This window comes from Streptoverticillium reticulum, assembly GCF_047456005.1.
Lineage (GTDB): Bacteria > Actinomycetota > Actinomycetes > Streptomycetales > Streptomycetaceae > Streptomyces > Streptomyces reticulum.
In genome coordinates, this window is sequence record NZ_CP179755.1 from 7859956 (window position 1) to 7883186 (window position 23231).

A 23231-nucleotide genomic window follows, 5' to 3' on the forward strand; every position below is an offset into this window, starting at 1 on the left:
CGCCCGGCCCTCCACCGTGCGCCCCCGCCGGCGCATACGAACACAACAGCCTTGGCCGTCCGTGTCCTTGCCGTCCCCCACAGAGGCTAGCCCGAATAGGAATACACGACACGTCGCCAATGCGCTGATCACCCAGTCGTGTCGGAGCGGTCCCCCGGGAGGGGGTAAACGGCGCAGCGCCCTGACGCTGTCGGCGAAAACCCTGTCAGGTGTGGAACGTTCGCCCGGTCCGGCGCCAGTGCGGGGGTGCCGGGTGCCGGGTGCGGAAGTCGGAACGGTCGCCGCTGGATCGTGCGGTGAGCGGCCATGGACACTGGCATGGTGAACACCACCTCTGCCGACGATGGCGCACCAGTACGAGCAGGCTATCGGCGGTCGGCAGGTTCTCCGCGGGGCGAGGCCAGACGCCGGGAACTGCTCGACCGGGTCGCCGACGACCTCGCGGCCAACGGGCTCCCCGACTTCTCGCTCCGGCGCGCGGCGCGGGCGGCCGGCACCACGCACAAGGTGCTGCTCTACCACTTCGACGGAGCCGACGACCTGCTCCGGCAGGCGGTACTCGCGCTGCGCGAACGACGCACGGAGATGGACAATGCACTCGTCGCCGCCGCCCGTGATCCGGCCCACCGGACGCTGGCAGCGCGCGTACGCGCCGCGTGGCCGGCCCTGAAGAGGGAGCAGTCGGGGGCGCGGGTGCTCGAGCAGGCCATGGGCCTGGCCATGTGCAACCCCGGCCGTCATGGCGGGATCGCCAGGACGGCGGCGCAGGAGTACCTGCCCGCCATGCTGACCCTCTGCCCGGCGGACTGGTCCGACCGACGCAGGCTGGAGATCGCGGCGATGACCCTGGCGACGCTCCGGGGCCTCCTGCTCGAACTGGCGACGAGCGGGGATTCCGTGGGCGTCGACGCGGGGTTCGAGGCGCTGGTCCGCGCCCTGGAGCGGGAGGAGGCCGCCGGGGGTTAGGGCGTGTCCGATGGGTCAGTGCGGGCCCCGCGACGCCTGGCACGGCACCTCGCTGCGTTGTCGCATCACCCGAGTACGCCCAGTACGCGGATGATGCTCCGCCTTGCGATGCACCGCACCAGACGTCGCGGGGCCCGCACTGACCCATCGGACACGCCCTAGGGCCAATGCCGTTGCCTTACGGGCTTGTTGGCTGGGGCGTACGCTGCTGGCGCGAGCTCGGGGGTGGTGCCGGTGGCCGAGAGTGTGCCGGAGTTATCGGGTCTTGGGTTGTTGACCTGGGTGTATCCGCCGGGTCTGGTGGACCGGGTGGTGGCCGCGTGCGGCCGGACCGAGCAACGCAGACGGCTGCTGCCCGCGCGGCTGGTGGTCTATTTCGTGCTCGGTCTGGCCCTGTTCTCACCCGCACCGTATCTGGAGGTGCTGCGGCACCTGGTCGAGGGCCTGCGCGGGGCCGGGATGCTGGGTTCGTGGCGGGTCCCTGCGAAGTCGTCGCTGTTCCGCGCCCGGGACCGGCTGGGGCCGGAGCCGTTGCGGGTGCTGTTCGCCACCACGGCCGCGCCGCTGGCCGACGAGCGGACACCAGGAGCTTTCTGGCGGGGCCTGCGACTGATGGCGGTGGACAGCACCTGCTGGGACACCGCGGACACACCGGCGAACCAGGAGGCATTCGGCAGGCCCGGCAACACCCGCAGACCGGACAGGGCAGCGTTCCCGCAGGTGAGGATGGCGGCCCTGGCCGAATGCGGCACCCATGCGGTGCTGGATGCGGAGCTGAGCGGATGCCGGACCGGCGAGCTCACCCTGGCTGCTCGTCTGGTGCGTTCCGCCGGGCCGGGCATGCTCGTCCTGGCCGACCGTGAGTTCCTCGGCGTCCCGCTCTGGCGGGCCTTCACCGCGACCGGCGCCCGCCTGTTGTGGAGGGTGCCGGCGAACCGGGTTCTGCCCGTGCAGGCCCGCCTGCCGGACGGTTCCTGGCTCAGCCGCATCCACGCGGGCAGCGACAGCAAGAAACGCGACCCGGTACGAGTCCGGGTGATCGCCTACGGGGTGGAAGGCCACGACACCGAATACCGGCTGGTCACCGACCTGCTGGATGCGCAACGGTTCCCGGCTCTGGAACTGGCCGCGCTCTACTGCCAGCGGTGGGAGATCGAGTCCGTCTTCGCCGAGATCAAAACCCAGCAGCGCGGGAGGCACGTGGTGCTGTCGAGCAAAACGCCGGACGGCGTGCTCCAGCAGATCTGGGCCCACCTGCTCGTCCACCACGCCCTGAGGGTCCTGGCCTGCAGAACAGCGGCCGCTGGTGGGACCGATCCCGACCGGCTCTCCTTCACCGACACCCTGCGCTCAGCACGCCGCAGTGTCACCACCACGCCAGGCATTTTTTCCCCCTGAACAGCTGGTCACCGCGCTCGTCCAGCTCCGCGACGACCTGCTGTCCCACCTCCTGCCACCCCGCCGGCTCCGGGCCCAGCCCCGCGTGGTCAAACGCAAGATGTCCAACTACCACCTCAAACGGGCCCACCACCGATACTGGCCTCAGCCAGCAACAGCACCCGCCGATGCCGTCACCATTCACGACCCAGCACCACGCGGACCCTAAAGCAACGGCATTGGCCCTAGGGCGTGTCCGGAGCGGAGCGCCGGGGGCCCGGGGGGGCTTCGGCGGTGCGCCGCAAGTTCACTGTCGAGAGCGTGGGCACGGGAGTGGATCGCCCCTGAAAGCTGGTCACTTGGTGTCACCGATGCCGCATCACGGCAGCAAGATATTCCCCTGACATTTTGTGAACCGCATGGTTCACTTCTCGTGAGGAAGTCGGCCCGGACACGCCACGGGGGTGCGGGTCCGGGCCGGGAGGCTTGTTCACCTCACCGTGGCAGCGGTCCGCCGTCGAGCTCCCGGTCGGCCCGGCGCAGTTGCCGCGCCCACATGGTGAGGGCACCGGCCCCCAGTAGACCGGCACAGAACAGCAGGGTGTCCAACTCCCCGTACAACCACTGGACGCAGAACGTCAACCAAGGCAGCGCGGACAACGCAACACCGGTCGCGTGCGCCCTGGGCGTGGCGGAGCGCATTCCCTCGACGGCGAGGAGCACCGAGAGGGCCAGGACGACCGGCACGGACGTGGAGATGCTGGTGAACATGAACGTACTCTCCAGCAGCAGCAACTGCCCCATCAGCAGCAGCGCGAGCAGGGGGAGCAGGGCGAAGACGGCGAAGGCGGCCGTTCTCCTGCGCTGTCCACGCCCCACCGGCGGGGTGTCGGGCGGGCAGCCGAACACCAGGGCCAGGGCGAGGCCGAGCGACAACGGGCGGCTGTCGCCTTCCAGCAGGATGCCGTAGCCGACCCACTGCATGATCAATAACAGTGTGCCCAGCAACATCAGACAGCGCGCCGCGCGCCAGCGCCCGGCCAGTGTGGAGACTCCCGCCGCTGTCAGCGCCACATCCGCGGCCACCTGTGGCACGAGCGGTAAGCCTCCGTGGAGGACAGGTGGTCGCGTAGTGGCCAGCACCAACTGGGCGCCCGCCAGCGCAGCGTAGACCGCCGCCCCGACCGCGGCGTAGGGCGCAGCCGTGGCCAGCGCCCGGCCTCCGGAGTGGTCGGAGGTCAGCCGGAACCTCAGGCGCAGCGCGTGCGCGGCCAGGTCGGCCTCCTCCCGCCACCGTTCGGGCCGGGAGGCGTCGGCGGTGGACTCGGCGTAGTGCGCGGCGATTTCCTCGCCGTGAGCCGCGCGGTACGCGCGGGGGTAGAGCGAGAGCGCTCTGGGCGGCCGGTTCATGCGGTCGCTCCCTTCGGCGCCGGGCCGAAGCCGAGCCTGTCGGCCAGCCCCAGCCTGCGCCGCGCCTCGCGCGCCGTGGCGTACAGCCGCTCGGCCTCGGCGGCCAGCCGCACCCGGCCCTCGCCGGTGAGGGTGTAACTGCGGCGCAGCCGGCCGTCGACGACCTCCTCGCGGTGCACTTCGATCAGTTCCTCGCCCACCAGCCGGTCGAGGGCGGCGTACAGCGTGCCGGTGCGCAGCCGCACGCGGCCGCCGGACATGGCCAGGACTTCCTGGACGATCGCGTAGCCGTGCCGCGGCTGGTCGCTCAGGGCTGTCAGCAGGAGCAGCGTCGGCTCTTGTAATGGTCGGTCGGTCATGTGACGACCATATGCCGATCATCGGCATATGGTCATCGTGTCTTCCGGGTCCGCCTTACTGCCGCCCCCGCTCACCCGGATATGTCCCGCCGCCGCAGCGCCGCCAGGCCCGCGCCGGTCAGGGCAGTCCCCAGGACCAGCAGACTCAGGACCGGGAGCCAGTGCATCGGCGTACCGGGCAGCTTGGGGAGATGGCCGAAGGGGGAAAGGTCCAGGGCGGCCTGAGGCAGATTCAGGGCGGGGCCGATCCAGCCGAGGGCGAGGCAGACCCCGACCACGCCCCACGCCGCCGGGGCCGCCTTCGGGAGCGCCCCGTACAGCAGCACCGTCAGGCCCGCCAGGACCCATATCGCCGGGACCTGGACCAGCGCGGCGCCCAGGATCCGTCCGAAGCCCTCGCCGCAACCGGCCGCCAGGCCGAGTCCGCCGACCGTCATCAGAAGGACCGAGCCGCCGAATGCGATCACCAAGTGGCCTGCGGCCCACGGCAGTCGGCCCACCGCGTTCGCGAGGACCGGCTCGGCCCGGCCGCCCGTCTCCTCGTTGTGCAGGCGCAGCACCGACTGCGCGGCGAACAGCGCGGCGACCATGCCGAGCAGGCCGATGATGGCGGCGAGGTAGGCGTTGGTGAGCCCGGTCTGGCCGCCCATGCGCTGGAACATCTCCTTCGTCTGCTCGTTGTCGCCGAGCAGCCGCGTCGCTCCCTTGGTCATTCCGCCGAACAGCAGTCCTGCCAGGGCGAATCCGGCCGTCCAGCCGGTGACGGCGCCGCGCTGCAGCCGCCAGGCGAGTCCGTACACCGTGGTCATGCGCCCCTCGGCCGGGCCCGGCCGGGGCGGCACGAGCCCCATGCCGATGTCGCGTCGCCCGGCGAGCGCGTAGGCCACGGCGCTCTGGGCCGCGGCCGCTGCCACGAGCAGGAGCAGCGCCCACCAGCGCTCGCCGGCGTAGGGCCGCACGTTCTCCGCCCAGCCCAGCGGGGAGAGCCAGTTGAGCACCGACGAGGCGTCGCGGGTCGAGGTGTCGCCCGCCGCTCGCAGCACGAAGGCGGCGCCGAGCACGGCGCCCGCGAGCCCCTTGGCGAGCCGCCCGCTCTCGGTCAGCTGCGCCGTGATCGCCGCGACACCGGCGAATGCCATCCCGGTCGCGCCGACGGCGAGCCCGAGCGCTGCCGAACTCGCTGCGGAACCCGTCGACCTGGCGAGCCCCGCCGTGGTGATCAGAGCCACGCCGGCATTGGCGAGCAGTGCCGTCAGCAGGGCCGAGGCGAGCGGCGCGTGCCGCCCCACACATGCCGAGGACAGCAGTTCCTGGCGGCCCGTCTCCTCCTCGTCCCGGGTGTGGCGCACGACGATCATGAGGCTCATCACGGCGGCCAGCACGGCCATGGCTCCGCCCAGCCGCCAGGCGTTGAGCGCGCCGAGGGAGTCGGCGAAGACCGGGCCGTAGAGGGCGCGCAGCGAGCTGTTGCCGTTCATCGACTCGGCGAGGTCGGCCCGCTTGGCCGCCGTGTCGTACAACTTCGCCAGGGTGCCGGCCCCGCTGGCCAGCGTCCCGCCGAGTGCCAGGATCCACACCGGGAGCATCAGCCGGTCCCTGCGGAGCGCGAGCCGCAACAGGGCACCGGTACCGGCGAGTCGGCCGGAGGGCCTGCGGTGGCGGACGAGCGCGGGGGCGGTTGCCGTGGTCATCGCGAGACCGCCCCTTCACCGGCGGTCGCGCCGCTGCTGACGTCGTCCTGGTAGTGGCGCAGGAACAGCTCCTCCAGGGTCGGGGGAGTCGAGACGAGCGAGCGGACCCCGGAGACGGTGAGCGAGCGGAGCGCCGCGTCGATCTTGTCGGTGTCCACCTGGAACGTGACCTGCAGGCCCTGGACGTCGAGGTTGTGCACCCCGGGCAGCCGGGAGAGCCCGTCGGCCGGGCCGGCCAGCTCGGCCGTCACCGAGGTGCGGGTGAGATGCCGCAGCTCGGCGAGCGAACCGGTCTCCACGGTCCGGCCCTTGCGGATGATGCTGACCCGGTCGCAGAGGGATTCGACCTCGCTGAGGATGTGGGACGACAGCAGGACGGTCCGGCCGCGATTGCGCTCGTCCTCGACGCAGCTCTGGAAGACCTCCTCCATCAGCGGATCGAGGCCGCTGGTCGGCTCGTCCAGAATGAGCAGCTCCACGTCCGAGGCGAACGCGGCGACCAGGGCGACCTTCTGCCGGTTTCCCTTGGAGTAGGTGCGGCCCTTCTTGGTGGGGTCGAGCTCGAAGCGGTCGAGGAGCTCGGCGCGCCGCCGTGCGTCGAGGCCGCCCCTCAACCGCCCGTACAGATCGATGACTTCGCCGCCGGAGAGATTGCGCCACAGTGTGACGTCCCCCGGTACGTACGCGACGTGCCGGTGCAGCTCCACCGCATCGTGCCACGGATCCCTGCCGAGCACCTGGGCGGCGCCGGAATCGGCGCGCAGCAGCCCCAGCAGGACGCGGATGGCGGTGGACTTCCCGGCGCCGTTGGGCCCGAGGAAGCCGTGGACCTCACCGGCCTCGACCGCGAGGTCGAGGCCGTCCAGCGCGTGGGTGCGCCCGAACGACTTGTGCAGTCCGGCGACCGTGATGGCCTTCGTCATGCTTTTGAATGTACAGTAGTTTCACGAACTTGTGAAGATAAGGAACCGTGTAAAGTTCAAGGGTGCGGGACGGGGCGGACGAAGGAGGCGACGGGCCCATGAGTGGCAAGAGCGGCAAGAGCAGTGACGGCGCCGGAGCGGCACCGGCGGACCGGGGCCCGGACGAGATGTCCCGCTTCGTGGAACGTTTCGCCTCCGAGCTCGCGGAGGCGGGCATGCAGCGCATGGCCGCCCGCGTCTTCGCGGCCCTGCTCTCCTCCGAGAACGCCTCGATGACCTCGGCGGAGCTGGCCCTGGCCCTGCAGATCAGCCCGGCCGCCGTCTCCGGCGCGATCCGCTACCTCTCCCAGGTCGACATGGTCAGCCGCGAGCGCGAGCCCGGCTCCCGCCGCGACCGGTACGTCGTGCACAACGAGATCTGGTACGAGAGTCTCACCCGCCGCGACCAGCTGCTCGCCCGCTGGGAGAAGCTCCTCCGCGAAGGCGCGGAGACCCTCGGCGGTGTGAGCACTCCCGCGGGGGTGCGGCTGATCGAGACGGCGGCGTTCATGCACTTCCTGCAGGGCGAGATGCAGACCATGCTGGAGCGCTGGCGCGCCCACCGCGCGACCCTGGACCTCCCGCCGGTGCCGTCGTCCGGCGCGTAGGTGACCCCGACGATCCGCGGCGATCCGCGGCGGTCCACACGGGGAAACCCGCGCCCGGCGGAGACGTCGGGCTACTGCACCTTCGTGAACTCGGCCGTTCCGCTGTAGACGAAGAGCTTGTCGTGGACGCCGACCGGACTGGCCGGGAAGGCCCTGAGGAAGGACGGGCCCGCGGAGTCGGCCAGGTGCAGGGACACCGAGGTGGTCCTGACGGTCGGGTACGCGACTGTGACGTGCCCGGGGTTGATCGTGTAGGTGAGGAAGGTGACGTGGGCCGGCCGGGCGCCGTCGATCGAGAGGTCCGCCGTCGCCGTGCGGCTGTCGATGCGCATGATCAAGTTGTGTACGTCCAGCCGGTGTTGGGGCGTGTACAGGCGCAGGCCGCCCTGGAGCGGGATCTCGCCGGCCGTCAGGTCGGTGGAGAGCGTGCCCTTGCCCGACAGCGTCGCACAGCCCCCCGAGGTCGACGCCCCCTCGATGCCGGCCAGGCTCATACCGGTGCCCCTGGCCAGGCAGAACGTGTTCTTGCCGGTGATCGGGAGCGCGGGGCCGACCAGGGCCGCGCCGATGGCCCCGAGTGCCGTCAGTGCGGCGAAGGAGGAGAGGACGAGCTTCGGCCGCTTGAGAATCCGCATACTCCGCATACGCTGTGCAACGATGTCGGCTCCGACCGGTCACTTCACCGCCTCGCACGCACTGCGTGCGCATTCCATGACCGGACGATGACAAGCCCCCTTTCGCCGTTTTTCGCGTGATTGGCTCACCTGGCAGGCGACGACAGGGAGCGGTCGGATGAAGTCAGGGTTCACGGCGGAGAAGGCCAAGGCGAAGTTCACGGCGATGCGGGGCACCCTGGGCGCGCTCGCGGCGGCGCTGACGGGGATGGCCGCGCTGACGGGCGCCGTGGTGCTGGGGCCGAACGGCCCGGCGGGCGCCGCGGAGGACAACCGGCCGGACCCCGGTCTGCCCACCCCCACCGTCGAGATGAGCATCTCCCGGCAGGCGGAGGACCCGGGCAAGGCCGTCAACCTGACCCTCGACGACGGCCCCGACCCGACGTGGACCCCCAAGGCACTGGAGATACTGGACTCCTTCGGTGCCAAGGCGACGTTCTGCATGACCGGCCCCAACGCCCAGGCCCACCCGGACCTGGTGAAGAAGGTCGTCGCGGCGGGGCACCGGCTGTGCGACCACTCGGTGAGCCACGACACCGCCATGGACAAGAAGCCCGTGGCTTACCAGGGCAAGGAGATCCTCGACGCGAAGCGGATGATCGACGAGGCGTCCGGCGGGGCGAAGCTCCACTACTACCGGGCACCCGGCGGCGCGTTCACCCCGCAGAGCCGTCAACTGGCCGCCGCCCACGGGATGCGCAGCCTGGGCTGGAATGTGGACCCTGGCGACTACCGGAAGCCCGGCGTCGACACCATCGTCACGACGGTCAAGCGGCAACTCGCCAACGGGCCCACGGTCCTGCTCCACGACGGCGGAGGGGACCGCGCACAGACGATGCAGGCCCTGGAACAACTGCTGCCCTGGTTCAAGGAGCAGGGCTACACCTTCAGTTTCCCCAAGGCGTAGCCCGGGCGGCCGGGTGGCACGAGCGGCACGCCATCTTCGCCGGCCGCGAGACCGGCAGTCACACCACCTCCGACGGCACGTCCGCCCTGCTGGAGATCCGTACCAGCCGGTACTTCCGCTACGAGGACGGCTTCTGGCACCAGTACCACCACCACGGAAGTATCGACGCCCCCGACCTTCTCCGCGCCTACCAGCAGGCCGTCCGCGGCAGTTGACGCAAGCGTCGATGCAAGTGGCGAGGCTGTCAGCCGTGCCCCGGCGTGCGCGTCCCCGTGGACGGCCGGTTCACGGGGACCGGGTGAGGGAGAAGGATCCGCCGGACAGAGGTCCCGGTGTGTAGCCCCCGCTGGACAGTGGCAGAGGTTTGGCGTTGCTGAACGGCTGCCCGTCCACCGTGACGCCGGTGAAGGTCAGGCGGCTGAAGGACGGGTAGCTCTGTGAGGGCGACTCGATGACCGCCTCGGCGCTGGCATTGCGCCCTGCGATGCTCTTGTTCACGCGCTCGGTCCAGCCCTGGGTGGTGTCGGTGAGCGTCAAGGCGTAACTGTCCCCGCCGTTGAAGACGACGGAGGCGGTGATGCTGTCGCCCTCTTGCACAGGGTCGCTCCAGTACATCGGCGGGCCGGGATACATCTCGTAGAAGGCCGACAGCACAGGCACGCCGGTCGAGCAGTCGGTCTGCACGCCCGTCTGCTCGGCGGTGTTCGACCCGAAGCCGTCCAGGCCGACCCAGGGAGCGAACAGGTCGTTGGCGCTTCCGCAGGTGACGTGCGGCTCGGTCCACGAACCGGTGATGCCGGTGAAGCTGCCCTGCGCGACGTAGCCGCCCCAGTTGCTGTCCAGGTACGTACGCAGGACGGGGGTTGCGGATGCGGTGGCCGCGTGTGCGGCTCCCTGGGGAAGGGTGAGCACGGCGGTGCACATCGCGGCTGCCGTGATGCGCCCGCGCTTTCTCTTCCATGCCTTGATGCCCATGGCCGTCCTCTTTGCCCGATATGTCCGTCGGTCATGGGTGCGGTCCGGGCGTGTTCACCCTCATGGGCGACCGCCGCCGACATCCCCGCCATCAGCGAGATCAACCTCGCCGCGTTCGACACCCCGCTCGAAGCCGACCTCGTCGACGCCCTGCGCGCCGACGGCTCCTGGACCGACGGCCTGTCCGTCGTCGTCGCCGCCGACCCGGACGGCACGCTCGTCGGCCACGCCCTGCTGACCCGCTGCCACATCGGCGACACCCCGGCCCTGTGCCTGGCTCCCGTCGCCGTACGGCGGCCCGAGCGGCAGGGGAGCGGTGCCGGCTCTGCCGCCGTCCGCGCCGCCCTGAACGCGGCCGAGGAGTTCGACGTCCCGGACGAGGCCCTGATGGTCCTCTCGCTGGACGCGTCCCGCCCGCTGCCGCGCGGCACCGTCCGCTACGCGGCACCCTTCGGGATCTGACGCACGGCCGACCGCGCCGCCCGTGCGGCCCCCCCCTAGGCCAAGATGCCGAAGGCTTCCGGCCTCACGGGTTTGGAATCTGCTCCGTGCCGCCAGGATCCATCGAGCAGTGCCACGCGTGGTGTGACAGAAGGGACCTGCGATGCCAGAGGTGTCAGCCGGGCGACTGCCGGCCGTGACAGCCGTGACGGTCGTGTCGGAAGAGGTGCGGGAGGCGCTGGACCGCGGTCGGCCGGTGGTCGCGCTGGAGTCGACGATCATCGCCTACGGCCTGCCGCGGCCGCGGAACCTCGCGGTGGCGGAGGAGCTGGAGCAGCTCGTACGGGACGGCGGCGCCGTTCCCGCGACGATCGCGGTGCTGGACGGACGGCCCTGCATCGGCCTGGACAAGGCGCAGTCGGCGCGGGTGGCGGGCGGGGACGGCATCCGCAAGCTCGGGCACCGGGATCTGGCACCGGCCGTGGCGGCGGGCGCGAGCGGGGCGACGACGGTGTCCGCGACCGCGTTCCTGGCCGCACGGGCCGGGATCCGGGTCTTCGGCACGGGCGGCCTGGGAGGGGTGCACCGGGAGTGGACGCGGACCCAGGACGAGTCGGCGGACCTGCACCTCCTGGCCCGCGAGCGGATCGCCGTGGTCTGCGCGGGGGTGAAGTCGGTCCTGGACGTGCCGGCCACGCTGCAGCGCCTGGAGACGCTGGGCGTCGGGGTCCTGGGCTTCCGCACCACGCAGTTCCCGGGCTTCTACCTGCGCAGCTCCGGCGAACCGGTCGACTGGACTGCCGAGTCCGCGGAGGAGGTCGCCGCCGTGCTGCGCGCCCAGGACGCACTCGGAGGCCCGCCCTCGGCGCTGGTCGTCGCGAACCCGGTGTCCGAAGCGGAGCAGTTGGATCCGGCGCTGCACGACCGCGTACTGGCCGGGGCGCTGGAAGCCTGTGCCCGGGAGGGGATCTCCGGCCAGGCCGTCACCCCCTTCCTCCTCGACCACCTCGTCCGGCACACGGACGGTGCATCGCTGGAGGCCAACGTGGCCGCGGTGCGCGGCAATGTGCGGCTGGCGGCCGAGGTCGCCGTGGCGTACGCGTCGGCGTCATGACGGGCGGCACGGGCGGGGCGCTGCTCGTCGTCGGCGACGTGGTGACCGACGTCGTCGCCCGCCACCGCACACCGCTCGCCCCCGCGACCGACACCGAGGCCCGCATCACCACCCTCCCGGGCGGCGCGGGCGCCAACGTGGCCTGCTGGGCGGCCCGTTCGGGCGCCCGCGACGTGCGCATCCTGGCCCGGGTGGGGGAGGAGTCGGCGGACTGGCACGAGCGCGCGCTGCGCGCAGCAGGCGTCCTCCCGCACCTGGTGCTCGACCCCGACGTGCCCACCGGCACGGTCGTCTCCCTCGTCGGGGCGGACGGCGAGCGGACGTTCCTCACCGACAGCGGCGCGGTGCTGCGCCTGTCCGCCGCCGACTGGAGCGACGACCTGCTGGCCGGAGCCGGACACCTGCACGTCTCCGGCTATCTCTTCTTCGCCGCCGCGAGCCGCGCGCTCGCCCGGCTGGCGATGGAGGCGGCCCGTGCCCGGTCCGTGCCGGTGAGCGTCGACCCGGCCTCGGCGGGCTTCATCGCCCGCTTCGGGGTGGACCGCTTCCTGACGGCCGTTGCCGGGGCGGATGTTCTGCTGCCCAACTGCGACGAGGCGGCGCTCCTCACGGGACTGCCGGAGCCCCGGGACGCGGTGGCGAAGCTGAGCCGGGACGTTCCGCTCGTGGTCTCCACCCTCGGCCCGCGGGGCGCGGTGGTGGCCCGATCCGGCACGGTCGTCGGCCGGGTTCCGGCCGAGACCGTCACCGCCGTGGACACCACGGGCGCCGGCGACGCCTTCACCGGGGCGTACCTGGCGGCCTGTCTGGCGGGGCACGACCCGGTCACCGCCGCGCGCCTCGGCTGCCGGGCGGGCGCCGAGGCGGTGACCGTCATCGGCGGGCGCCCGCCACAGGAGTCACAGAAGTCGCCGGGTATAACACCTGTATGACGCACGTGACTTTATGCCGCACCCCCCTGGCCGTGGCCCTCGCCCTGGCGGCACTCCTGGTCCCGGCCGCCTCCGCGACGGCGGCGGCCGGGCCGCGGGCCGGATCCTCCTCCACCGTTGCCGCCCCGGACCGGGCCGTGGTGGCGGGACTGCAGCGGCACGCCCATCCGCTGCGCAGCACGGCACCCGGCGGCTCCGGGAGCGATCTGGCCGCGTTCGGTGCGATGACCCGGGGCGCGACGGTCGTCGGCCTCGGCGAGGCCTCGCACGGTTCGAAGGAAGTCTTCACCGTGAAGGACCGGTTGTTCCGATACCTGGTCGAGCGGGAAGGGTTCTCCGCCCTCGCCACGGAGATGAGCTGGTCGGCGGCGGCCCGGCTGAACACCTACGTCCTGACCGGCGAGGGCGACCCGCAGCAGATCATGCGCGAGGAGTTCCAGGACGGATACCTGCTGCTGAACACCGAGGAACTCCTCACCATGTTCCGCTGGATGCGGGAGCACAACCGCACCAGTGCCCACAAGGTCCACGTCGTGGGCATGGACTTCTCCGACGCCGGCCCCGAGCAGTACGAGCGCATCCTGGCCTGGGCGGCCGCCCACGAACCCGTCCTCGTACCCGAACTGCGCAGCCGTTACGCGGCACTTCGCGCCCTGCCCGGAGGGGTCGCCACGCGCATGGCCGCGCACAACGCCAAGCCGCTCGCGGAGCGGAAGGCCATCTCCGAGGACGCAGCAGCCGCCTATCGACTGCTGGCCGAGGCGGACCAGCAGGATCCCCGGGTGCTCGAAGAGGCCTGGATCATCTCCCAGCTGGCCACGTCCTACACCTTCGACATCGACGACCCGGCCCAGGCGGCCGCCATGGGCCGCCAACGCGACCGCGTCATGGCGGAGATCGCCGTGTGGTGGCAGCGGCAGACCGGTGACCGCGTCGTCGTGTCGGCCCACGACGGCCACATCTCCTACGAGACGGTCATGCCCGCCTACTACCCCGTCACCACGGGCGCGGCCCTGCGCGAGCTCATCGGCAGCAAGTACGTGGCCGTCGGCACGTCCCTCTACGAAGGCGACTACCGCGCCCGGACGTCGGCCGATGCGGAAGGGGTCTTCTCGGTCGGCCCCGCCGCGCCGGGCAGCAACGAGCACACCCTCGACAAGGTCCGCTACCGCGACTTCTACGTCGACCTGCGTGCGGCAGGCCACGACCCGGCCGTGCGCGACTGGCTGAACACGGCCCGTCCGACGTTCGTCATCCCCGGCCGGTACCCGAACCAGCCGGCGCCGCCGCTCGCGCTGGGCCGTGCCTTCGACGCGGTCGTCCACCTGCACCAGGTGCATGCGTCGGTCCTGGTGCCGTCGGTGGAAGCGGCACCGGCGCGCTAGGCGCTCCGCGGGAGTGCGGTGCGTTAACTGCGGGCTCGTCGTGGCTGGTCGCGCAGTTCCCCGCGCCCCTTTGGGGCGCGATCACATGCCCCTGAGTCGTGCACGTACCATGCCCGCTGTGGATCTCAACGCCGTTCGCACCGTCGTCGCCGTAGCGGACGCGGGACAGTTCCGGGAGGCCGCCGCCGATCTGTCGATCACTCAGCAGGCCGTCTCCAAGCGCATCGCCGCGCTGGAGAGGGAACTCGGTGTGCAGCTGTTCACCCGCTCCGCGCGCGGAGCCCGGCTCACCATCGACGGGCAGGCGTTCCTGCCCCACGCCCGCGAGCTCCTGCGGGTCGAGGAGCGGGCCACCGCCTCGGTGCGGCCCGGGCGCCGGGCGCTGCGTGTCGACGTCATCGGGCGGCGGCTCGCGCCGGCAGGTCTGCTGCGCGCCTTCCACCGCGCGTATCCGAAGACCGAACTCGACGTGGTGACCCTGTTCGACGCCGATGCGGCCGTCGCCGCCGTCCGGGCGGGCACGATCGACGCGTCCTTCCGCGCGGTCACCATGCCCGGGCGGCAGCTACCCGACGGCATCGTGGCCGCCCGGGTCTTCGACGAGCCCCTCCAGCTTCTCACCGGCCCGGCCCACGAGTTCGCCGCCGCCCGCGCGGTCACCCCCGACCAGCTCGCCGGGCTCAGGATCTGGATGCCCGGCATCATCGCCGGTACCGAGTGGGCCGCCTACTATGCCGAACTCGCCGACGCATTCGGGCTCACCATCGACACGATCGGCCCCAACTTCGGTACCGAGCCGCTCCTCGACGCGGTCGCCGACTCCGCGACGCTGGCGACCATCGTCGGCGAGGACACCCGCCTCGCCTGGCCCGTCGGCCACGACCTGCGGCGCATCGCCCTGCACCACCCGACGCCGGTCTACCCGCACTCGCTGATCTGGCACGAAGACAACCCGCATCCCGCGCTCACCGAACTCCGCACCCATCTCGCCTCCGTACGGCCCGGCCACCACGGCATCGAGACGTGGGTGCCGAGGTGGGCGCAGTGACCACCACGACCCGATGGGAGCCCTGTGACCGACGACCTCTTCCTCGACCGCGTCGCCGACACACTCGCCGCCCTCCCCGCCGTGCACGCCGTCACCCTCGGCGGCTCGCGTGCCCAGGGAACCGAAACCCCTGACAGCGACTGGGACATGGCCGTGTACTACCGAGGCGGCTTCGATCCGGCCGACCTGCGCGCCGTCGGCTGGGACGGGGAGGTGTCCGAAATCGGCGGCTGGGGCGGTGGAGTCTTCAACGGGGGTGCCTGGCTGACGATCGAGGGCCGGCAGGTCGACGTCCACTACCGCGACCTGGACGTCGTCGAACACGAACTCGGCGAGGCCCGGCAGGGCCGCTTCCACTGGGAGCCGCTGATGTTCCACCTCGCGGGCATCCCCAGCTACTTGGTGGTCGCCGAACTCGCCGTCAACCGGGTGCTGCGCGGCACGCTGCCCCGCCCCGGCTATCCGGATGCGCTGCGCGCCGCGGCCCCGCCCGTGTGGCGGGGCCGGGCAGCCGTGACGCTCCAGTACGCCGAGGGTGCCTACGTCCGGCGCGGCCAGGCCACGGAGGTGGCGGGCGCGCTGGCCACCGCCGCCCTGCAGACGGCGCATGCGGTGCTGGCGGCGCGCGGCGAGTGGGTCACCAACGAGAAGCGGCTGCTGGACAGGGCGGATCTGCGCGGTGTCGACGCGATCGTGGCCGGCCTGCAGCCGGAGCCGGAGGCTCTTCGGCAAGCTCTCGCCACGGCACAGGAGTTGTTCCGGTCCGCCGTCTGAGCCGGTCTCCGGCGCCGGTCAACGGGAGTCCGGCACCAGGCCGTCCGCCGCCAGGCCGGCGAACACCGCTTCGCCCAGGGCGTGGACGGCGGACTGCGGCCGGACCATCACCGTGAACTCCTTGATCCGGCCGTCGTCGGCGAAGTGCAGCAGATCGATGCCGTGGATCTGCTTGCCCCCCACGGCGGCGCGGAAGAGCAGGACCGCCGACGGGGACACCGTGCCGTCGGTGCAGGTCTCCGCCGTGCCGGTGTACTGCCCTGCGTAGCGGAAGTCCTCGAAGGTGCGCAGGAGGACCCGGAAGAGCGCCAGCACCATCGGCCTGCCCTCGAACGGCGTGAACTTCACAGGGCTGTAGAAGCGGATGTCCTCGGTGAACAGGTCTTCCAGGGTCGCTAGATCGCGATGCTCGACGGCGGCGCGGAAGCGGTCTGCGGTGGTCATGGCGCACTCCTCTGCATAGCCTCTGCATAGTCATGAAAGTGACTAGTCATGTTTATGAGTAGCATGCGGAAGGCGTCCGACAACAGGGGAGCGGACCCGGAAAGGGAGGAGGCGGTCCGGTGGCATTGCGGCACGCCGTTCTGGCGGCGCTGCTCGACGGGGAGCTGAGTGGCTACGAGTTGGCCAAGGCGTTCGACCTCGGCGTGGCGAACTTCTGGTACGCCCAGCCGCAACAGCTCTATGCCGAGCTCACCCGGCTGGAGAAGGACGGGCTCGTCACGGGCCGGGAGGTGGTCCAGGAGACCCGGCCCACCAAGCGCCTGTTCCACGTGACCGGCGCAGGTCTGGCGGAACTGGAGGGCTTCGCGGTCGCCTCCGCCAAGCCGTCGTTCATCCGTGACGACCTGCTCGTCAAGGTCCGCGCCGTCGACCACGTCGACGCCGCCGCCCTGGTCGCGCAGCTCGCCGAGCGTGCCGCCTTCGCCCAGGCCAAGATCGACCTGTTCGGAAAGCTGCTGCGCAGCATGCGGGGCGACCGTACCGAGGAGGCGTTCCTGCGCCACGGCGACCGTATCGGCCCGTACCTGACCTGCCTGCGCGGCCTCGCCTTCGAGCAGGGCAATCGCGACTGGTGCGAGCGCACGATCACGGTCCTGAGGGAGAGGCGGGCAGCACATGTCCGGCACTGAGCACCCCCCGAACACGCGGTACGCGCGGTACGTCGCCCTGGGCGACAGCCAGACCGAAGGGCTGGGCGACGGCGACGACACCATGGGCCTGCGCGGCTTCGCCGACCGCCTCGCCGAGCACCTCGCGCACCACAACCCCGGCCTCCGCTACGCCAACTTGGCCGTACGAGGCCGCATCGCGGAAGAGGTCCACGCCCAGCAGCTCGCCCCGGCCCTGGCCCTGCGCCCCGATCTGGCCACCGTGGTCGCCGGGTTCAACGACCTGCTCAGACCCCGGTTCGACGCCGACGAGCCGGCCGGCCACCTGGAGGCGATGTTCGCCGCACTCACCGCCCAGGGGGCGCGCGTCGCCACCCTCACCTTCCCCGACCCGGCACGCATCGTCCCGCTGGCCCGTCCCCTCGGCCCTCGCGTCACGGCCCTCAACCACCGCATCCGCGAGGCGGCGCGCCGCCACGGCGTCACCGTCGCGGAGGCCGCCCATCACCCCGTCGTCACCGACGCCCGCATGTGGAGCCCCGACCGGCTGCACGCCAGCCCGCTCGGCCACCAGCGGATCGCCGCCGCCCTCTCCCACGCCCTCGGGCTCCCCGGCACCGACGACTCGTGGACGCACCCGCTGCCCCCTCCGGTGCATCCCGGCCCCGCCGGGTGGCACGCCGCCACGGCCGAACTGCGCTGGGCCGCCTCGTTCCTCGCCCCCTGGCTCGTCCGCCGGCTCCGGGGCCACTCGTCGGGTGACGGCCGGATCGCCAAACGACCGCAACTGCTCCCGGTTCTTGACGCGACGTGACGGACCAGCGGAAGCTGGAAGAAGGGAGAAACCTGGACAAGTAATTCGCTTCGCCTCTATGGGACATGTGCACCAGGACACGCGCAGGACGGGGCTGCGCAGAATCTGCCCTCACACCGAGCGCTGGTACGCGCGGAAGGTCCGGGTGGACAGCCACACCGCGACCGTCGCGGCCAGCAGCAGCGCCCCGCCGCGGCCGAGCACCAGGCCCCAGTCCGGGGCGGCGGACATCGCCGAACGGCCCGCCACCAGAGCCCAGTCGAGCGGATTGACGTCCGCTATGTGCCGCATCCAGGACGGCATCAGCGCGGGCTTCATGAACGCCGAGGAGAGGAAGGTCATCGGGAGCAGCAGGAAGGTGTTGATCCCGATAATCGACTCCCGCTGGCGCACCAGCATGCCCAGGGCGTTGGAGGCCGCCCCCACACAGGTGCCCAGCAGCACCGAGGCCACCACCAGGACCGCGAGACCGCCCACGCCGCCGGGGTACGTCGCCCCGCCCGCCTTGCCGAGCAGCACGATGAGCACCGACTGGACGGTGGTGCTCACCCCCTGCTGGACCACATTGGCGTTCATCAGCGCACTGCGGCTGACCGGAGTGGTCAGGAAGCGGTTGAGCGTGCCGCGCTCGATCTCCTCCAGCGTGCCCATGCCCGCCCACATGGCGCCGGACAGGGCGCTCATCGCGACCACTCCGGGCACCAGGTAGTCGAGGTAGTTGCCGCCGCCGAAGCCGGGCAGCTCCACCACCTTGCGGAACAGCGCCCCGAAGAGGAACAGCCAGACCACCGGCTGGACGAGGGTGATGAGCAGGAAGGCGGGCTGCCGGAGCATCGGGGTCAGCCGGCGCCCGGTCATGTACCAGGTCTGGCGCAGGGTCTCGGTCACCGGGCACCTCCGGCGAGCGCCGGGGCGGCGTCCGCGTCGGCGAACCGGCGGCCCGCGTGACGCAGGTAGACGTCGTCCAGGGACGGGCGGGCCACGGTGACCGTGGCCACGCGGGCGCCCTCGCGCTGGAGCACGGCCAGCACGGCGGGCACCGCGGCACCCCCGTCGTCGGCCCGGGCGCTCAGCAGCCGGCCCTCCAGCGTCACCTCGCGCACGCCCGCGAACTCGCCGACGGCCGTGGCCAGCAGGCGCGCATCCACCTCGCCCAATGTTTCGCGCAGCTCCACCTGCACGGCGTCGCCGCGCAGTTCGGCCTTGAGCCGGTCCGGGTCGCCGGTGGCGACGACCCGGCCGCGGTCGACGATGGCGATGCGGTCGGCGAGGTGGTCGGCCTCCTCCAGATAGTGCGTGGTGAGCACGACCGTCAGGCCCTCGGCACCGGCCAGCCGGCCGATCTCCTGCCACATGGCGGTGCGGGCCTCGGGGTCGAGGCCGGTGGTCGGCTCGTCGAGGAACAGCACCTCGGGGCGGTGCACCAGGCCGAGCGCCACGTCCAGGCGGCGCTGCATGCCGCCCGAGTAGCTCTTCGCCGGGCGGCCGGCGGCGTCGGCCAGCGCGAAGCGGGCCAGCAAGTCGTCCACGCGGGAGGTCAGTCCGGCCCCGCGCAGACCGTAGAGCCGTCCCTGCAGCAGCAGGTTCTCCCGGCCGGTGGCCACCGGGTCGGCCCCGGAGCGCTGGGCCACCACCCCGATGGCGCGCCGCACCCGGTCCGGGTGGCGCAGCACGTCGTGACCGGCCACGGTGGCGGTGCCGGAGTCGGGCCGGGCCAGGGTGGTGAGGATCTTGACGGTGGTGGACTTGCCGGCGCCGTTGGGGCCCAGCAGCCCGAAGACGGTGCCGGGCCGCACCGTGAGGCTGAGCCCGGCGAGGGCGGTGACGTCGCCGGGGTAGGTCTTGGTCAGTTCGCGCGCCTCGACGGCGTGCGGGGATGTGCTCATGACTGAGCGTCCTCCGTGTGTCGGTGTTCGATGTGTACCGAACCGATCTACGGAAGGGGACCGGGCTATTCTGGGTGTGCCGCACCTTGGGCGCCCGGCCTGCCTCGCGCAGGTCCGTTCGGGGCTGAGGACCCCGGCGGGGCTGTTGGCGCAGCGCCGCCGGGGTTCGTTCGCCGGGTTTGTCAGGTCCGGTCCTGGTCCAGGTGCTCCTCCAGTCGCTGCAGCTCCTCGGGCACGCCGCCCGTCCTGCCCATCTCGCGCCACTGGGCGATGCCCTCGAACGAGCCCTGCTCCAGCTCCGCGTGGAACTCCCGCACCCAGGCCGCCTCGGCCCGGATCCTGTGGAGCTGGAACTCGGCCTCGATCAGCACCAGCCGGGGCAGCAGCCCCGACCACTTCTCCAACTCGCCCTGCATCCCGGCCGCCTGCTCCTCCAGTGCGGCCAGCCGCTGCCCGAGCAGTGCGATCGCCTCGTCGGCGGGAAGCGCGGGGAGCAGGGAGAGCGCGGACTCGAAGAGCGGGAACTCCTTGGCCGGGACCGCCACCAGCTCGGACAGCCAGTCGTGCAGCTCCGCCCGTCCGGCGGGGGTGAGCCGGTAGAGCGTGCGCTCGGGCCGGTTGCCCTGCCGCTCGACGTCCGAGGTCTCGACGAAGCCGTGCTTCTCCAGGTTCCGGACGACGGTGTACAGCGAGCCGTAGTTGATCTTGATGCTGTGGTGTTTGCCGCGGTGCCGGAGCACACGTCCGACGTCATACGGATGCCGGGGCCGCTCCTGCAGCGTGACCAGGACGGCCAGTGCCAGAGGATTGCTGAGCTTGCGCCGCTTCGGCATGGCCCCTCCCTGTCCTCGCTGTCCCCGCTTCCGTATATCCGTGGCCGACTATATCGCGACTGTCGCGACTGCACCAGACCGCGATGTATCGCGTTCTGTGGGCTGTCGTGTGCGGCCCCTGCCCTCGGGACCCGTGACGGTGGCCGGTCCACGCCCCCGCTCCAGTGCCGCGGCCGCGTGCGCGGCGTCGATCCTCTGCTCATCGCTGGCGGGGTCACGGCCACCTGGCGTGCGGGGGCGGTGCGGTAGGCCGTCGGTCAACAGGCTTCCCCGCTCATGCCGTTCACGGCATCGGATCCCGCACGACACCCGCGACGACCGTGGCCACGACCTTCCGGACGGCTTCGGTCTCCGGCGGGACGCCCCTGCGGTCCGCGAACAGCAGGTGCCCGGCGCCGATCAGGGTGGGGGAGAGGGCGTCCACGTCGGCATCGGCCGCGATACGGCCCAGCCGGCGCTCGGCGGTCAGGTACGCGGCGATCATGGCCGTGGCCTCGGTGAGGACCGGGACGCCCGCCGGTCTGCTCCGGCGCAGCCGGGCGCGCAGGTCGTCGCGGAAGGTGATCAGCGCGACGATCCCCACGGCGACCGACGAGCCGAACAGGTCCGTCAGCGCGCCGGTGAGGTTGCCGGTGACGGTGCCGGTCCCGGCGGATGCGCACAGGACGGTGGCCCGGTCCTCGATCCGGGCGATGCGGTCCAGGACGAGCTCGGCGAGAAAGGCGTCGAAGTCGGCGAAGTGCCGATGCAGGACGCCCTTGGCGCAACCCGCCTCCGTGGTGACCGCCCGGCTGGTCAGCGCGTTCGGGCCGTCCCGGAGCAGGATGCGCTCGGCAGCGGCGAACAACTGCTCCCGCGCGTCGCGCAGGGCCACTCCTGTCGGCATGTCGCCTGCTCCTCCCGCCTGTTGCTCCACCCGTTGACGAGTGGGCATGTGCCCACCATAGTGGGCGCATGCCCACTGTACGGCCTCCAGGGAACGAACCCCATCAACACCGGGAGATGGCCGAGTCGTTCGGCACGGACGCCGAACGCTACGACCGCGCCCGGCCCCGCTACCCCGAAGCCCTGATCGAGCGGATCGCCGCTGTCGCTGCCGCTGCCCCGGCCGGCCCCCGGCCCGACGTCCTCGACGTCGGCTGCGGTACGGGCATCGTCACGCGGCAGTTCCAGGCGGCCGGGTGCAGGGTGCTCGGCATCGACCCCGACGCACGCATGGCCGGCCTGGCGCGGCAGTTCGGCGGAGAGGTCGAGGTGGCGAGGTTCGAGGAGTGGGACCCGGCCGGCCGGGACTTCGACGCGGTCGTCGCCGGCCAGGCCTGGCACTGGGTCGACCCGGCCGCGGGAGCGGCCAAGGCCGCCCGGGTGCTGCGCCCCGGCGGTCTGCTGGCCCCCTTCTGGAACGTGTTCCGGTTCCCGCCCGACGTCGCGGAAGCCGTCGCCGTGGCCTGTCAACGGGCGCTCCCTGACACGCCGTTCGACTTCCGGGCGATGACGAACGGATCCCGGGACGTGTGCCGGACGCCCTTCGCCAAAGTGGCCGACGGGATGCGGGAGTCGGGAGAATTCAGCGAACCGGAACACTGGGAATTCGACTGGGAATTCTTCTACACCCGGGATGCATGGCTGGACCTGATGCCCACCACGGGCGCCTTCACCCGGCTCCCGCCGGACCGCATGGGGAAAGTGCTGGAGGGTGTCGGGACCGTCATCGACGCGATGGGCGGCGGCTTCACGATGCGCTATACGACGGTGGCGGTCACCGTGGTACGGGCGGGCGCTGCGTGATCCGGTCCAGCGCGCGGTGATAGCGGACTTCGGTTACGGACAGGCCGTCGTAGTCGTCGGATTGCACGGCACCGTCCGAGGTGTAACCGGCCCGCTCGTAGAAGCGGCGCGCGGTGACGTTGTCCCGGAGAACCCATAACAGCATGCTGTCCAGGCCCTGGTTGCCGGCGTGGGCGTGCACGGCGCCGAGCAGCGTACGGCCGATCCCGGATCCCGTGAGGGAGGGGTGGACGTACAGCGCGTAGAGCTCGCCCGTGGCCGGCTCCCGGCCCCCGGTGTCGCGGTCGGGACCGAGGCAGGCCCACCCCACGACCTCGTCACGGCTGTCGACCGCCACGAGGTCGGTCATCCGCCCCCGGGAACCGGGGAATTGCCGTCGGCGCAGTGCGGTGTCCGCCTCGACCGTCATACCGTCCAGATAGGACTGCGGAATCATGCCGGCGTAGGCGGCCTTCCAGCCGGATACGCGTACGGCCGAGACGGCTGGAATGTCGGTCTCCGTCATCGTGCGCACGGACCACACTGTGCCACCCCCAAGTGCGTGTCCGACGGGTCTTGCAGCGCCCCGTCAGGGGCGCGGGGCTGTTTCGATTTGCGGCTCCGCCGCGGGGGCGCGATCAGCCACCGACGGCCTGCAGCCGACGCACCACCCCAGGGGTCCGGGGTCGGCTGCGGGCGCGTTGTGGCCGATCGCGCAGTTCCCCGCGCTCCTTCGGGGCGACGATCCATCGGACGCACCCTAGCCTTCCGGGTAGAAGACGAACAGCGTGCAGCCCGTCGTCGTCTGTGGGACGTGCGAGGAACCCGCGGGGGCGTGGATGAAGGAGCCCGCGGGATAGTCCCGTATCCCGTCGTTGAAGACGCCCGAGACGACGAAGACCTCCTCGGGGCCCGGCTCGTGGACGTCGATTCCCTGCCAGCAGGCCTGCGGGTCCAGTTCCACCACCTGGGCCTTCGCGCCGTTGTCCCCGCTCCACAGCGGGCGCACGCGGATGCCCGGGAAGATCTCGCGCACCGGAGCGTCCTGCACGGTGTGCCACACGTATCCGGGCATGTTCTGTCCTGTCGTCATGTCTGCCGTCACGTCTGTCGTCATGTCTGTCGTCATGAGGCCAGCCTGGTGGGTGATCGCCGACCCGCCCAGTGTCAGGAATGACATCCTGCGGTACTTTCCC

26 protein-coding genes are annotated in these 23231 nt (G+C 71.7%); 13 read left to right on the forward strand and 13 right to left on the reverse strand.

Annotated features, from left to right (window positions below; genetic code table 11):
* Window positions 1-306: 306 nt before the first annotated feature.
* A complete protein-coding gene (locus ACMATS_RS35720; RefSeq protein WP_414170345.1) occupies window positions 307-966 on the forward strand; it encodes a TetR/AcrR family transcriptional regulator in 660 nt (219 codons plus the stop codon).
* A gap of 270 nt (window positions 967-1236) precedes the next feature.
* The gene (locus ACMATS_RS35725; RefSeq protein WP_414170346.1) at window positions 1237-2364 is read left to right on the forward strand and encodes an IS4 family transposase; all 1128 of its coding nucleotides are present in this window, start codon (window positions 1237-1239) and stop codon (window positions 2362-2364) included.
* Window positions 2365-2838: 474 nt separating this feature from the next.
* Here the strand turns inward: ACMATS_RS35725 and ACMATS_RS35730 are convergent, their stop codons facing one another.
* From ACMATS_RS35730 to ACMATS_RS35745, 4 genes are all read right to left on the reverse strand, one after another.
* Window positions 2839-3753, reverse strand: a complete 915-nt coding sequence (locus ACMATS_RS35730; RefSeq protein WP_414170347.1) for a hypothetical protein — start codon at window positions 3751-3753, stop codon at window positions 2839-2841.
* Window positions 3750-4112: a PadR family transcriptional regulator gene (locus ACMATS_RS35735; protein ID WP_414170348.1), complete on the reverse strand. Its 363-nt coding sequence runs from the start codon at window positions 4110-4112 to the stop codon at window positions 3750-3752. The genes ACMATS_RS35730 and ACMATS_RS35735 overlap by 4 nt, the downstream gene beginning before the upstream one ends.
* Window positions 4113-4183: 71 nt before the next feature.
* Window positions 4184-5803 carry an ABC transporter permease gene (locus ACMATS_RS35740; RefSeq protein WP_390775221.1) on the reverse strand — a complete coding sequence of 540 codons (1620 nt, stop codon included), beginning with the start codon at window positions 5801-5803 and terminating at the stop codon, window positions 4184-4186.
* Window positions 5800-6726: an ATP-binding cassette domain-containing protein gene (locus tag ACMATS_RS35745; RefSeq protein ID WP_414170349.1), complete on the reverse strand. Its 927-nt coding sequence runs from the start codon at window positions 6724-6726 to the stop codon at window positions 5800-5802. The genes ACMATS_RS35740 and ACMATS_RS35745 overlap by 4 nt, the downstream gene beginning before the upstream one ends.
* Window positions 6727-6824: 98 nt before the next feature.
* Between ACMATS_RS35745 and ACMATS_RS35750 the strand changes: the two genes are divergently transcribed.
* Window positions 6825-7373, forward strand: coding sequence for a GbsR/MarR family transcriptional regulator (locus ACMATS_RS35750; protein WP_414170350.1), 549 nt, complete (start codon window positions 6825-6827; stop codon window positions 7371-7373).
* A 71-nt stretch (window positions 7374-7444) separates the two neighbouring features.
* Here the strand turns inward: ACMATS_RS35750 and ACMATS_RS35755 are convergent, their stop codons facing one another.
* Window positions 7445-8008, reverse strand: a complete 564-nt coding sequence (locus ACMATS_RS35755) for a hypothetical protein (RefSeq protein WP_390775218.1) — start codon at window positions 8006-8008, stop codon at window positions 7445-7447.
* A gap of 157 nt (window positions 8009-8165) precedes the next feature.
* Here ACMATS_RS35755 and ACMATS_RS35760 point away from each other — a divergent pair, with 157 nt between their 5' ends.
* Window positions 8166-8954 carry a polysaccharide deacetylase family protein gene (locus tag ACMATS_RS35760; protein ID WP_390775217.1) on the forward strand — a complete coding sequence of 263 codons (789 nt, stop codon included), beginning with the start codon at window positions 8166-8168 and terminating at the stop codon, window positions 8952-8954.
* A 285-nt stretch (window positions 8955-9239) separates the two neighbouring features.
* Here ACMATS_RS35760 and ACMATS_RS35765 read toward each other — a convergent pair whose 3' ends face one another.
* Window positions 9240-9929 carry a G1 family glutamic endopeptidase gene (locus tag ACMATS_RS35765; protein WP_414170351.1) on the reverse strand — a complete coding sequence of 230 codons (690 nt, stop codon included), beginning with the start codon at window positions 9927-9929 and terminating at the stop codon, window positions 9240-9242.
* 33 nt (window positions 9930-9962) lie between these two features.
* Between ACMATS_RS35765 and ACMATS_RS35770 the strand changes: the two genes are divergently transcribed.
* The 6 genes from ACMATS_RS35770 (at window position 9963) to ACMATS_RS35795 (ending at window position 15623) form a co-directional block, all read left to right on the forward strand.
* A complete protein-coding gene (locus tag ACMATS_RS35770; RefSeq protein WP_414170352.1) occupies window positions 9963-10391 on the forward strand; it encodes a GNAT family N-acetyltransferase in 429 nt (142 codons plus the stop codon).
* A gap of 142 nt (window positions 10392-10533) precedes the next feature.
* On the forward strand, window positions 10534-11484 hold the full coding sequence (locus ACMATS_RS35775) for a pseudouridine-5'-phosphate glycosidase (protein WP_391157109.1): 951 nt from the start codon (window positions 10534-10536) through the stop codon (window positions 11482-11484).
* Window positions 11481-12416, forward strand: a complete 936-nt coding sequence (locus tag ACMATS_RS35780; RefSeq protein WP_390775212.1) for a carbohydrate kinase family protein — start codon at window positions 11481-11483, stop codon at window positions 12414-12416. The genes ACMATS_RS35775 and ACMATS_RS35780 overlap by 4 nt, the downstream gene beginning before the upstream one ends.
* On the forward strand, window positions 12413-13801 hold the full coding sequence (locus ACMATS_RS35785; protein ID WP_414170353.1) for an erythromycin esterase family protein: 1389 nt from the start codon (window positions 12413-12415) through the stop codon (window positions 13799-13801). Before ACMATS_RS35780 ends, ACMATS_RS35785 begins: the two co-directional genes overlap by 4 nt.
* A 118-nt stretch (window positions 13802-13919) precedes the next feature.
* On the forward strand, window positions 13920-14849 hold the full coding sequence (locus tag ACMATS_RS35790) for a LysR family transcriptional regulator (RefSeq protein WP_414170354.1): 930 nt from the start codon (window positions 13920-13922) through the stop codon (window positions 14847-14849).
* Window positions 14850-14873: 24 nt separating this feature from the next.
* Complete coding sequence (locus tag ACMATS_RS35795) at window positions 14874-15623, forward strand: nucleotidyltransferase domain-containing protein (RefSeq protein WP_391157102.1); 750 nt, start codon at window positions 14874-14876, stop codon at window positions 15621-15623.
* An 18-nt stretch (window positions 15624-15641) separates the two neighbouring features.
* On the opposite strand, the gene ACMATS_RS35800 is transcribed toward ACMATS_RS35795, so the two are convergent.
* Window positions 15642-16067, reverse strand: coding sequence for a nuclear transport factor 2 family protein (locus ACMATS_RS35800; RefSeq protein ID WP_414170355.1), 426 nt, complete (start codon window positions 16065-16067; stop codon window positions 15642-15644).
* Window positions 16068-16186: 119 nt separating this feature from the next.
* On the opposite strand from ACMATS_RS35800, the gene ACMATS_RS35805 reads away from it, so the two are divergent.
* Entirely contained in the window at window positions 16187-16756 is a 570-nt protein-coding gene (locus ACMATS_RS35805) for a PadR family transcriptional regulator (protein WP_414170356.1), read from the forward strand.
* On the forward strand, window positions 16743-17549 hold the full coding sequence (locus ACMATS_RS35810) for an SGNH/GDSL hydrolase family protein (protein WP_414170357.1): 807 nt from the start codon (window positions 16743-16745) through the stop codon (window positions 17547-17549). The genes ACMATS_RS35805 and ACMATS_RS35810 overlap by 14 nt, the downstream gene beginning before the upstream one ends.
* 111 nt (window positions 17550-17660) lie before the next feature.
* Here ACMATS_RS35810 and ACMATS_RS35815 read toward each other — a convergent pair whose 3' ends face one another.
* The 4 genes from ACMATS_RS35815 to ACMATS_RS35830 form a co-directional block, all read right to left on the reverse strand.
* Entirely contained in the window at window positions 17661-18437 is a 777-nt protein-coding gene (locus ACMATS_RS35815; RefSeq protein ID WP_414170358.1) for an ABC transporter permease, read from the reverse strand.
* The gene (locus ACMATS_RS35820; RefSeq protein ID WP_414170359.1) at window positions 18434-19435 is read right to left on the reverse strand and encodes an ATP-binding cassette domain-containing protein; all 1002 of its coding nucleotides are present in this window, start codon (window positions 19433-19435) and stop codon (window positions 18434-18436) included. The genes ACMATS_RS35815 and ACMATS_RS35820 overlap by 4 nt, the downstream gene beginning before the upstream one ends.
* A gap of 182 nt (window positions 19436-19617) precedes the next feature.
* Window positions 19618-20268, reverse strand: coding sequence for a PadR family transcriptional regulator (locus ACMATS_RS35825; RefSeq protein ID WP_414170360.1), 651 nt, complete (start codon window positions 20266-20268; stop codon window positions 19618-19620).
* Window positions 20269-20551: 283 nt separating this feature from the next.
* The gene (locus tag ACMATS_RS35830; protein WP_414170361.1) at window positions 20552-21154 is read right to left on the reverse strand and encodes a TetR/AcrR family transcriptional regulator; all 603 of its coding nucleotides are present in this window, start codon (window positions 21152-21154) and stop codon (window positions 20552-20554) included.
* 116 nt (window positions 21155-21270) lie between these two features.
* Between ACMATS_RS35830 and ACMATS_RS35835 the strand changes: the two genes are divergently transcribed.
* Window positions 21271-22056, forward strand: a complete 786-nt coding sequence (locus ACMATS_RS35835) for a class I SAM-dependent methyltransferase (protein WP_414170362.1) — start codon at window positions 21271-21273, stop codon at window positions 22054-22056.
* Here ACMATS_RS35835 and ACMATS_RS35840 read toward each other — a convergent pair.
* Both ACMATS_RS35840 and ACMATS_RS35845 read right to left on the reverse strand, forming a co-directional pair.
* Window positions 22028-22561, reverse strand: a complete 534-nt coding sequence (locus ACMATS_RS35840) for an N-acetyltransferase family protein (protein WP_414170857.1) — start codon at window positions 22559-22561, stop codon at window positions 22028-22030. The genes ACMATS_RS35835 and ACMATS_RS35840 overlap by 29 nt on opposite strands.
* A gap of 234 nt (window positions 22562-22795) precedes the next feature.
* Window positions 22796-23164 carry a cupin domain-containing protein gene (locus ACMATS_RS35845; RefSeq protein WP_414170363.1) on the reverse strand — a complete coding sequence of 123 codons (369 nt, stop codon included), beginning with the start codon at window positions 23162-23164 and terminating at the stop codon, window positions 22796-22798.
* Window positions 23165-23231: the final 67 nt, after the last annotated feature.

What these genes read in the sequence shown, in the direction of transcription:
- ACMATS_RS35770 (WP_414170352.1), top strand. Translation starts at nt 9,963, where the DNA reads ATGGGTGCGGTCCGGGCGTGTTCACCCTCATGGGCGACCGCCGCCGAC.
- ACMATS_RS35765 (WP_414170351.1), bottom strand. Translation starts at nt 9,929, where the DNA reads ATGGGCATCAAGGCATGGAAGAGAAAGCGCGGGCGCATCACGGCAGCC.
- ACMATS_RS35780 (WP_390775212.1), top strand. Translation starts at nt 11,481, where the DNA reads ATGACGGGCGGCACGGGCGGGGCGCTGCTCGTCGTCGGCGACGTGGTG.
- ACMATS_RS35830 (WP_414170361.1), bottom strand. Translation starts at nt 21,154, where the DNA reads ATGCCGACAGGAGTGGCCCTGCGCGACGCGCGGGAGCAGTTGTTCGCC.
- ACMATS_RS35755 (WP_390775218.1), bottom strand. Translation starts at nt 8,008, where the DNA reads ATGCGGATTCTCAAGCGGCCGAAGCTCGTCCTCTCCTCCTTCGCCGCA.
- ACMATS_RS35720 (WP_414170345.1), top strand. Translation starts at nt 307, where the DNA reads ATGGACACTGGCATGGTGAACACCACCTCTGCCGACGATGGCGCACCA.
- ACMATS_RS35845 (WP_414170363.1), bottom strand. Translation starts at nt 23,164, where the DNA reads ATGACGACAGACATGACGACAGACGTGACGGCAGACATGACGACAGGA.
- ACMATS_RS35730 (WP_414170347.1), bottom strand. Translation starts at nt 3,753, where the DNA reads ATGAACCGGCCGCCCAGAGCGCTCTCGCTCTACCCCCGCGCGTACCGC.
- ACMATS_RS35735 (WP_414170348.1), bottom strand. Translation starts at nt 4,112, where the DNA reads ATGACCGACCGACCATTACAAGAGCCGACGCTGCTCCTGCTGACAGCC.
- ACMATS_RS35740 (WP_390775221.1), bottom strand. Translation starts at nt 5,803, where the DNA reads ATGACCACGGCAACCGCCCCCGCGCTCGTCCGCCACCGCAGGCCCTCC.
- ACMATS_RS35775 (WP_391157109.1), top strand. Translation starts at nt 10,534, where the DNA reads ATGCCAGAGGTGTCAGCCGGGCGACTGCCGGCCGTGACAGCCGTGACG.
- ACMATS_RS35785 (WP_414170353.1), top strand. Translation starts at nt 12,413, where the DNA reads ATGACGCACGTGACTTTATGCCGCACCCCCCTGGCCGTGGCCCTCGCC.
- ACMATS_RS35820 (WP_414170359.1), bottom strand. Translation starts at nt 19,435, where the DNA reads ATGAGCACATCCCCGCACGCCGTCGAGGCGCGCGAACTGACCAAGACC.
- ACMATS_RS35840 (WP_414170857.1), bottom strand. Translation starts at nt 22,561, where the DNA reads ATGACGGAGACCGACATTCCAGCCGTCTCGGCCGTACGCGTATCCGGC.
- ACMATS_RS35760 (WP_390775217.1), top strand. Translation starts at nt 8,166, where the DNA reads ATGAAGTCAGGGTTCACGGCGGAGAAGGCCAAGGCGAAGTTCACGGCG.
- ACMATS_RS35800 (WP_414170355.1), bottom strand. Translation starts at nt 16,067, where the DNA reads ATGACCACCGCAGACCGCTTCCGCGCCGCCGTCGAGCATCGCGATCTA.
- ACMATS_RS35825 (WP_414170360.1), bottom strand. Translation starts at nt 20,268, where the DNA reads ATGCCGAAGCGGCGCAAGCTCAGCAATCCTCTGGCACTGGCCGTCCTG.
- ACMATS_RS35750 (WP_414170350.1), top strand. Translation starts at nt 6,825, where the DNA reads ATGAGTGGCAAGAGCGGCAAGAGCAGTGACGGCGCCGGAGCGGCACCG.
- ACMATS_RS35810 (WP_414170357.1), top strand. Translation starts at nt 16,743, where the DNA reads ATGTCCGGCACTGAGCACCCCCCGAACACGCGGTACGCGCGGTACGTC.
- ACMATS_RS35745 (WP_414170349.1), bottom strand. Translation starts at nt 6,726, where the DNA reads ATGACGAAGGCCATCACGGTCGCCGGACTGCACAAGTCGTTCGGGCGC.
- ACMATS_RS35835 (WP_414170362.1), top strand. Translation starts at nt 21,271, where the DNA reads ATGGCCGAGTCGTTCGGCACGGACGCCGAACGCTACGACCGCGCCCGG.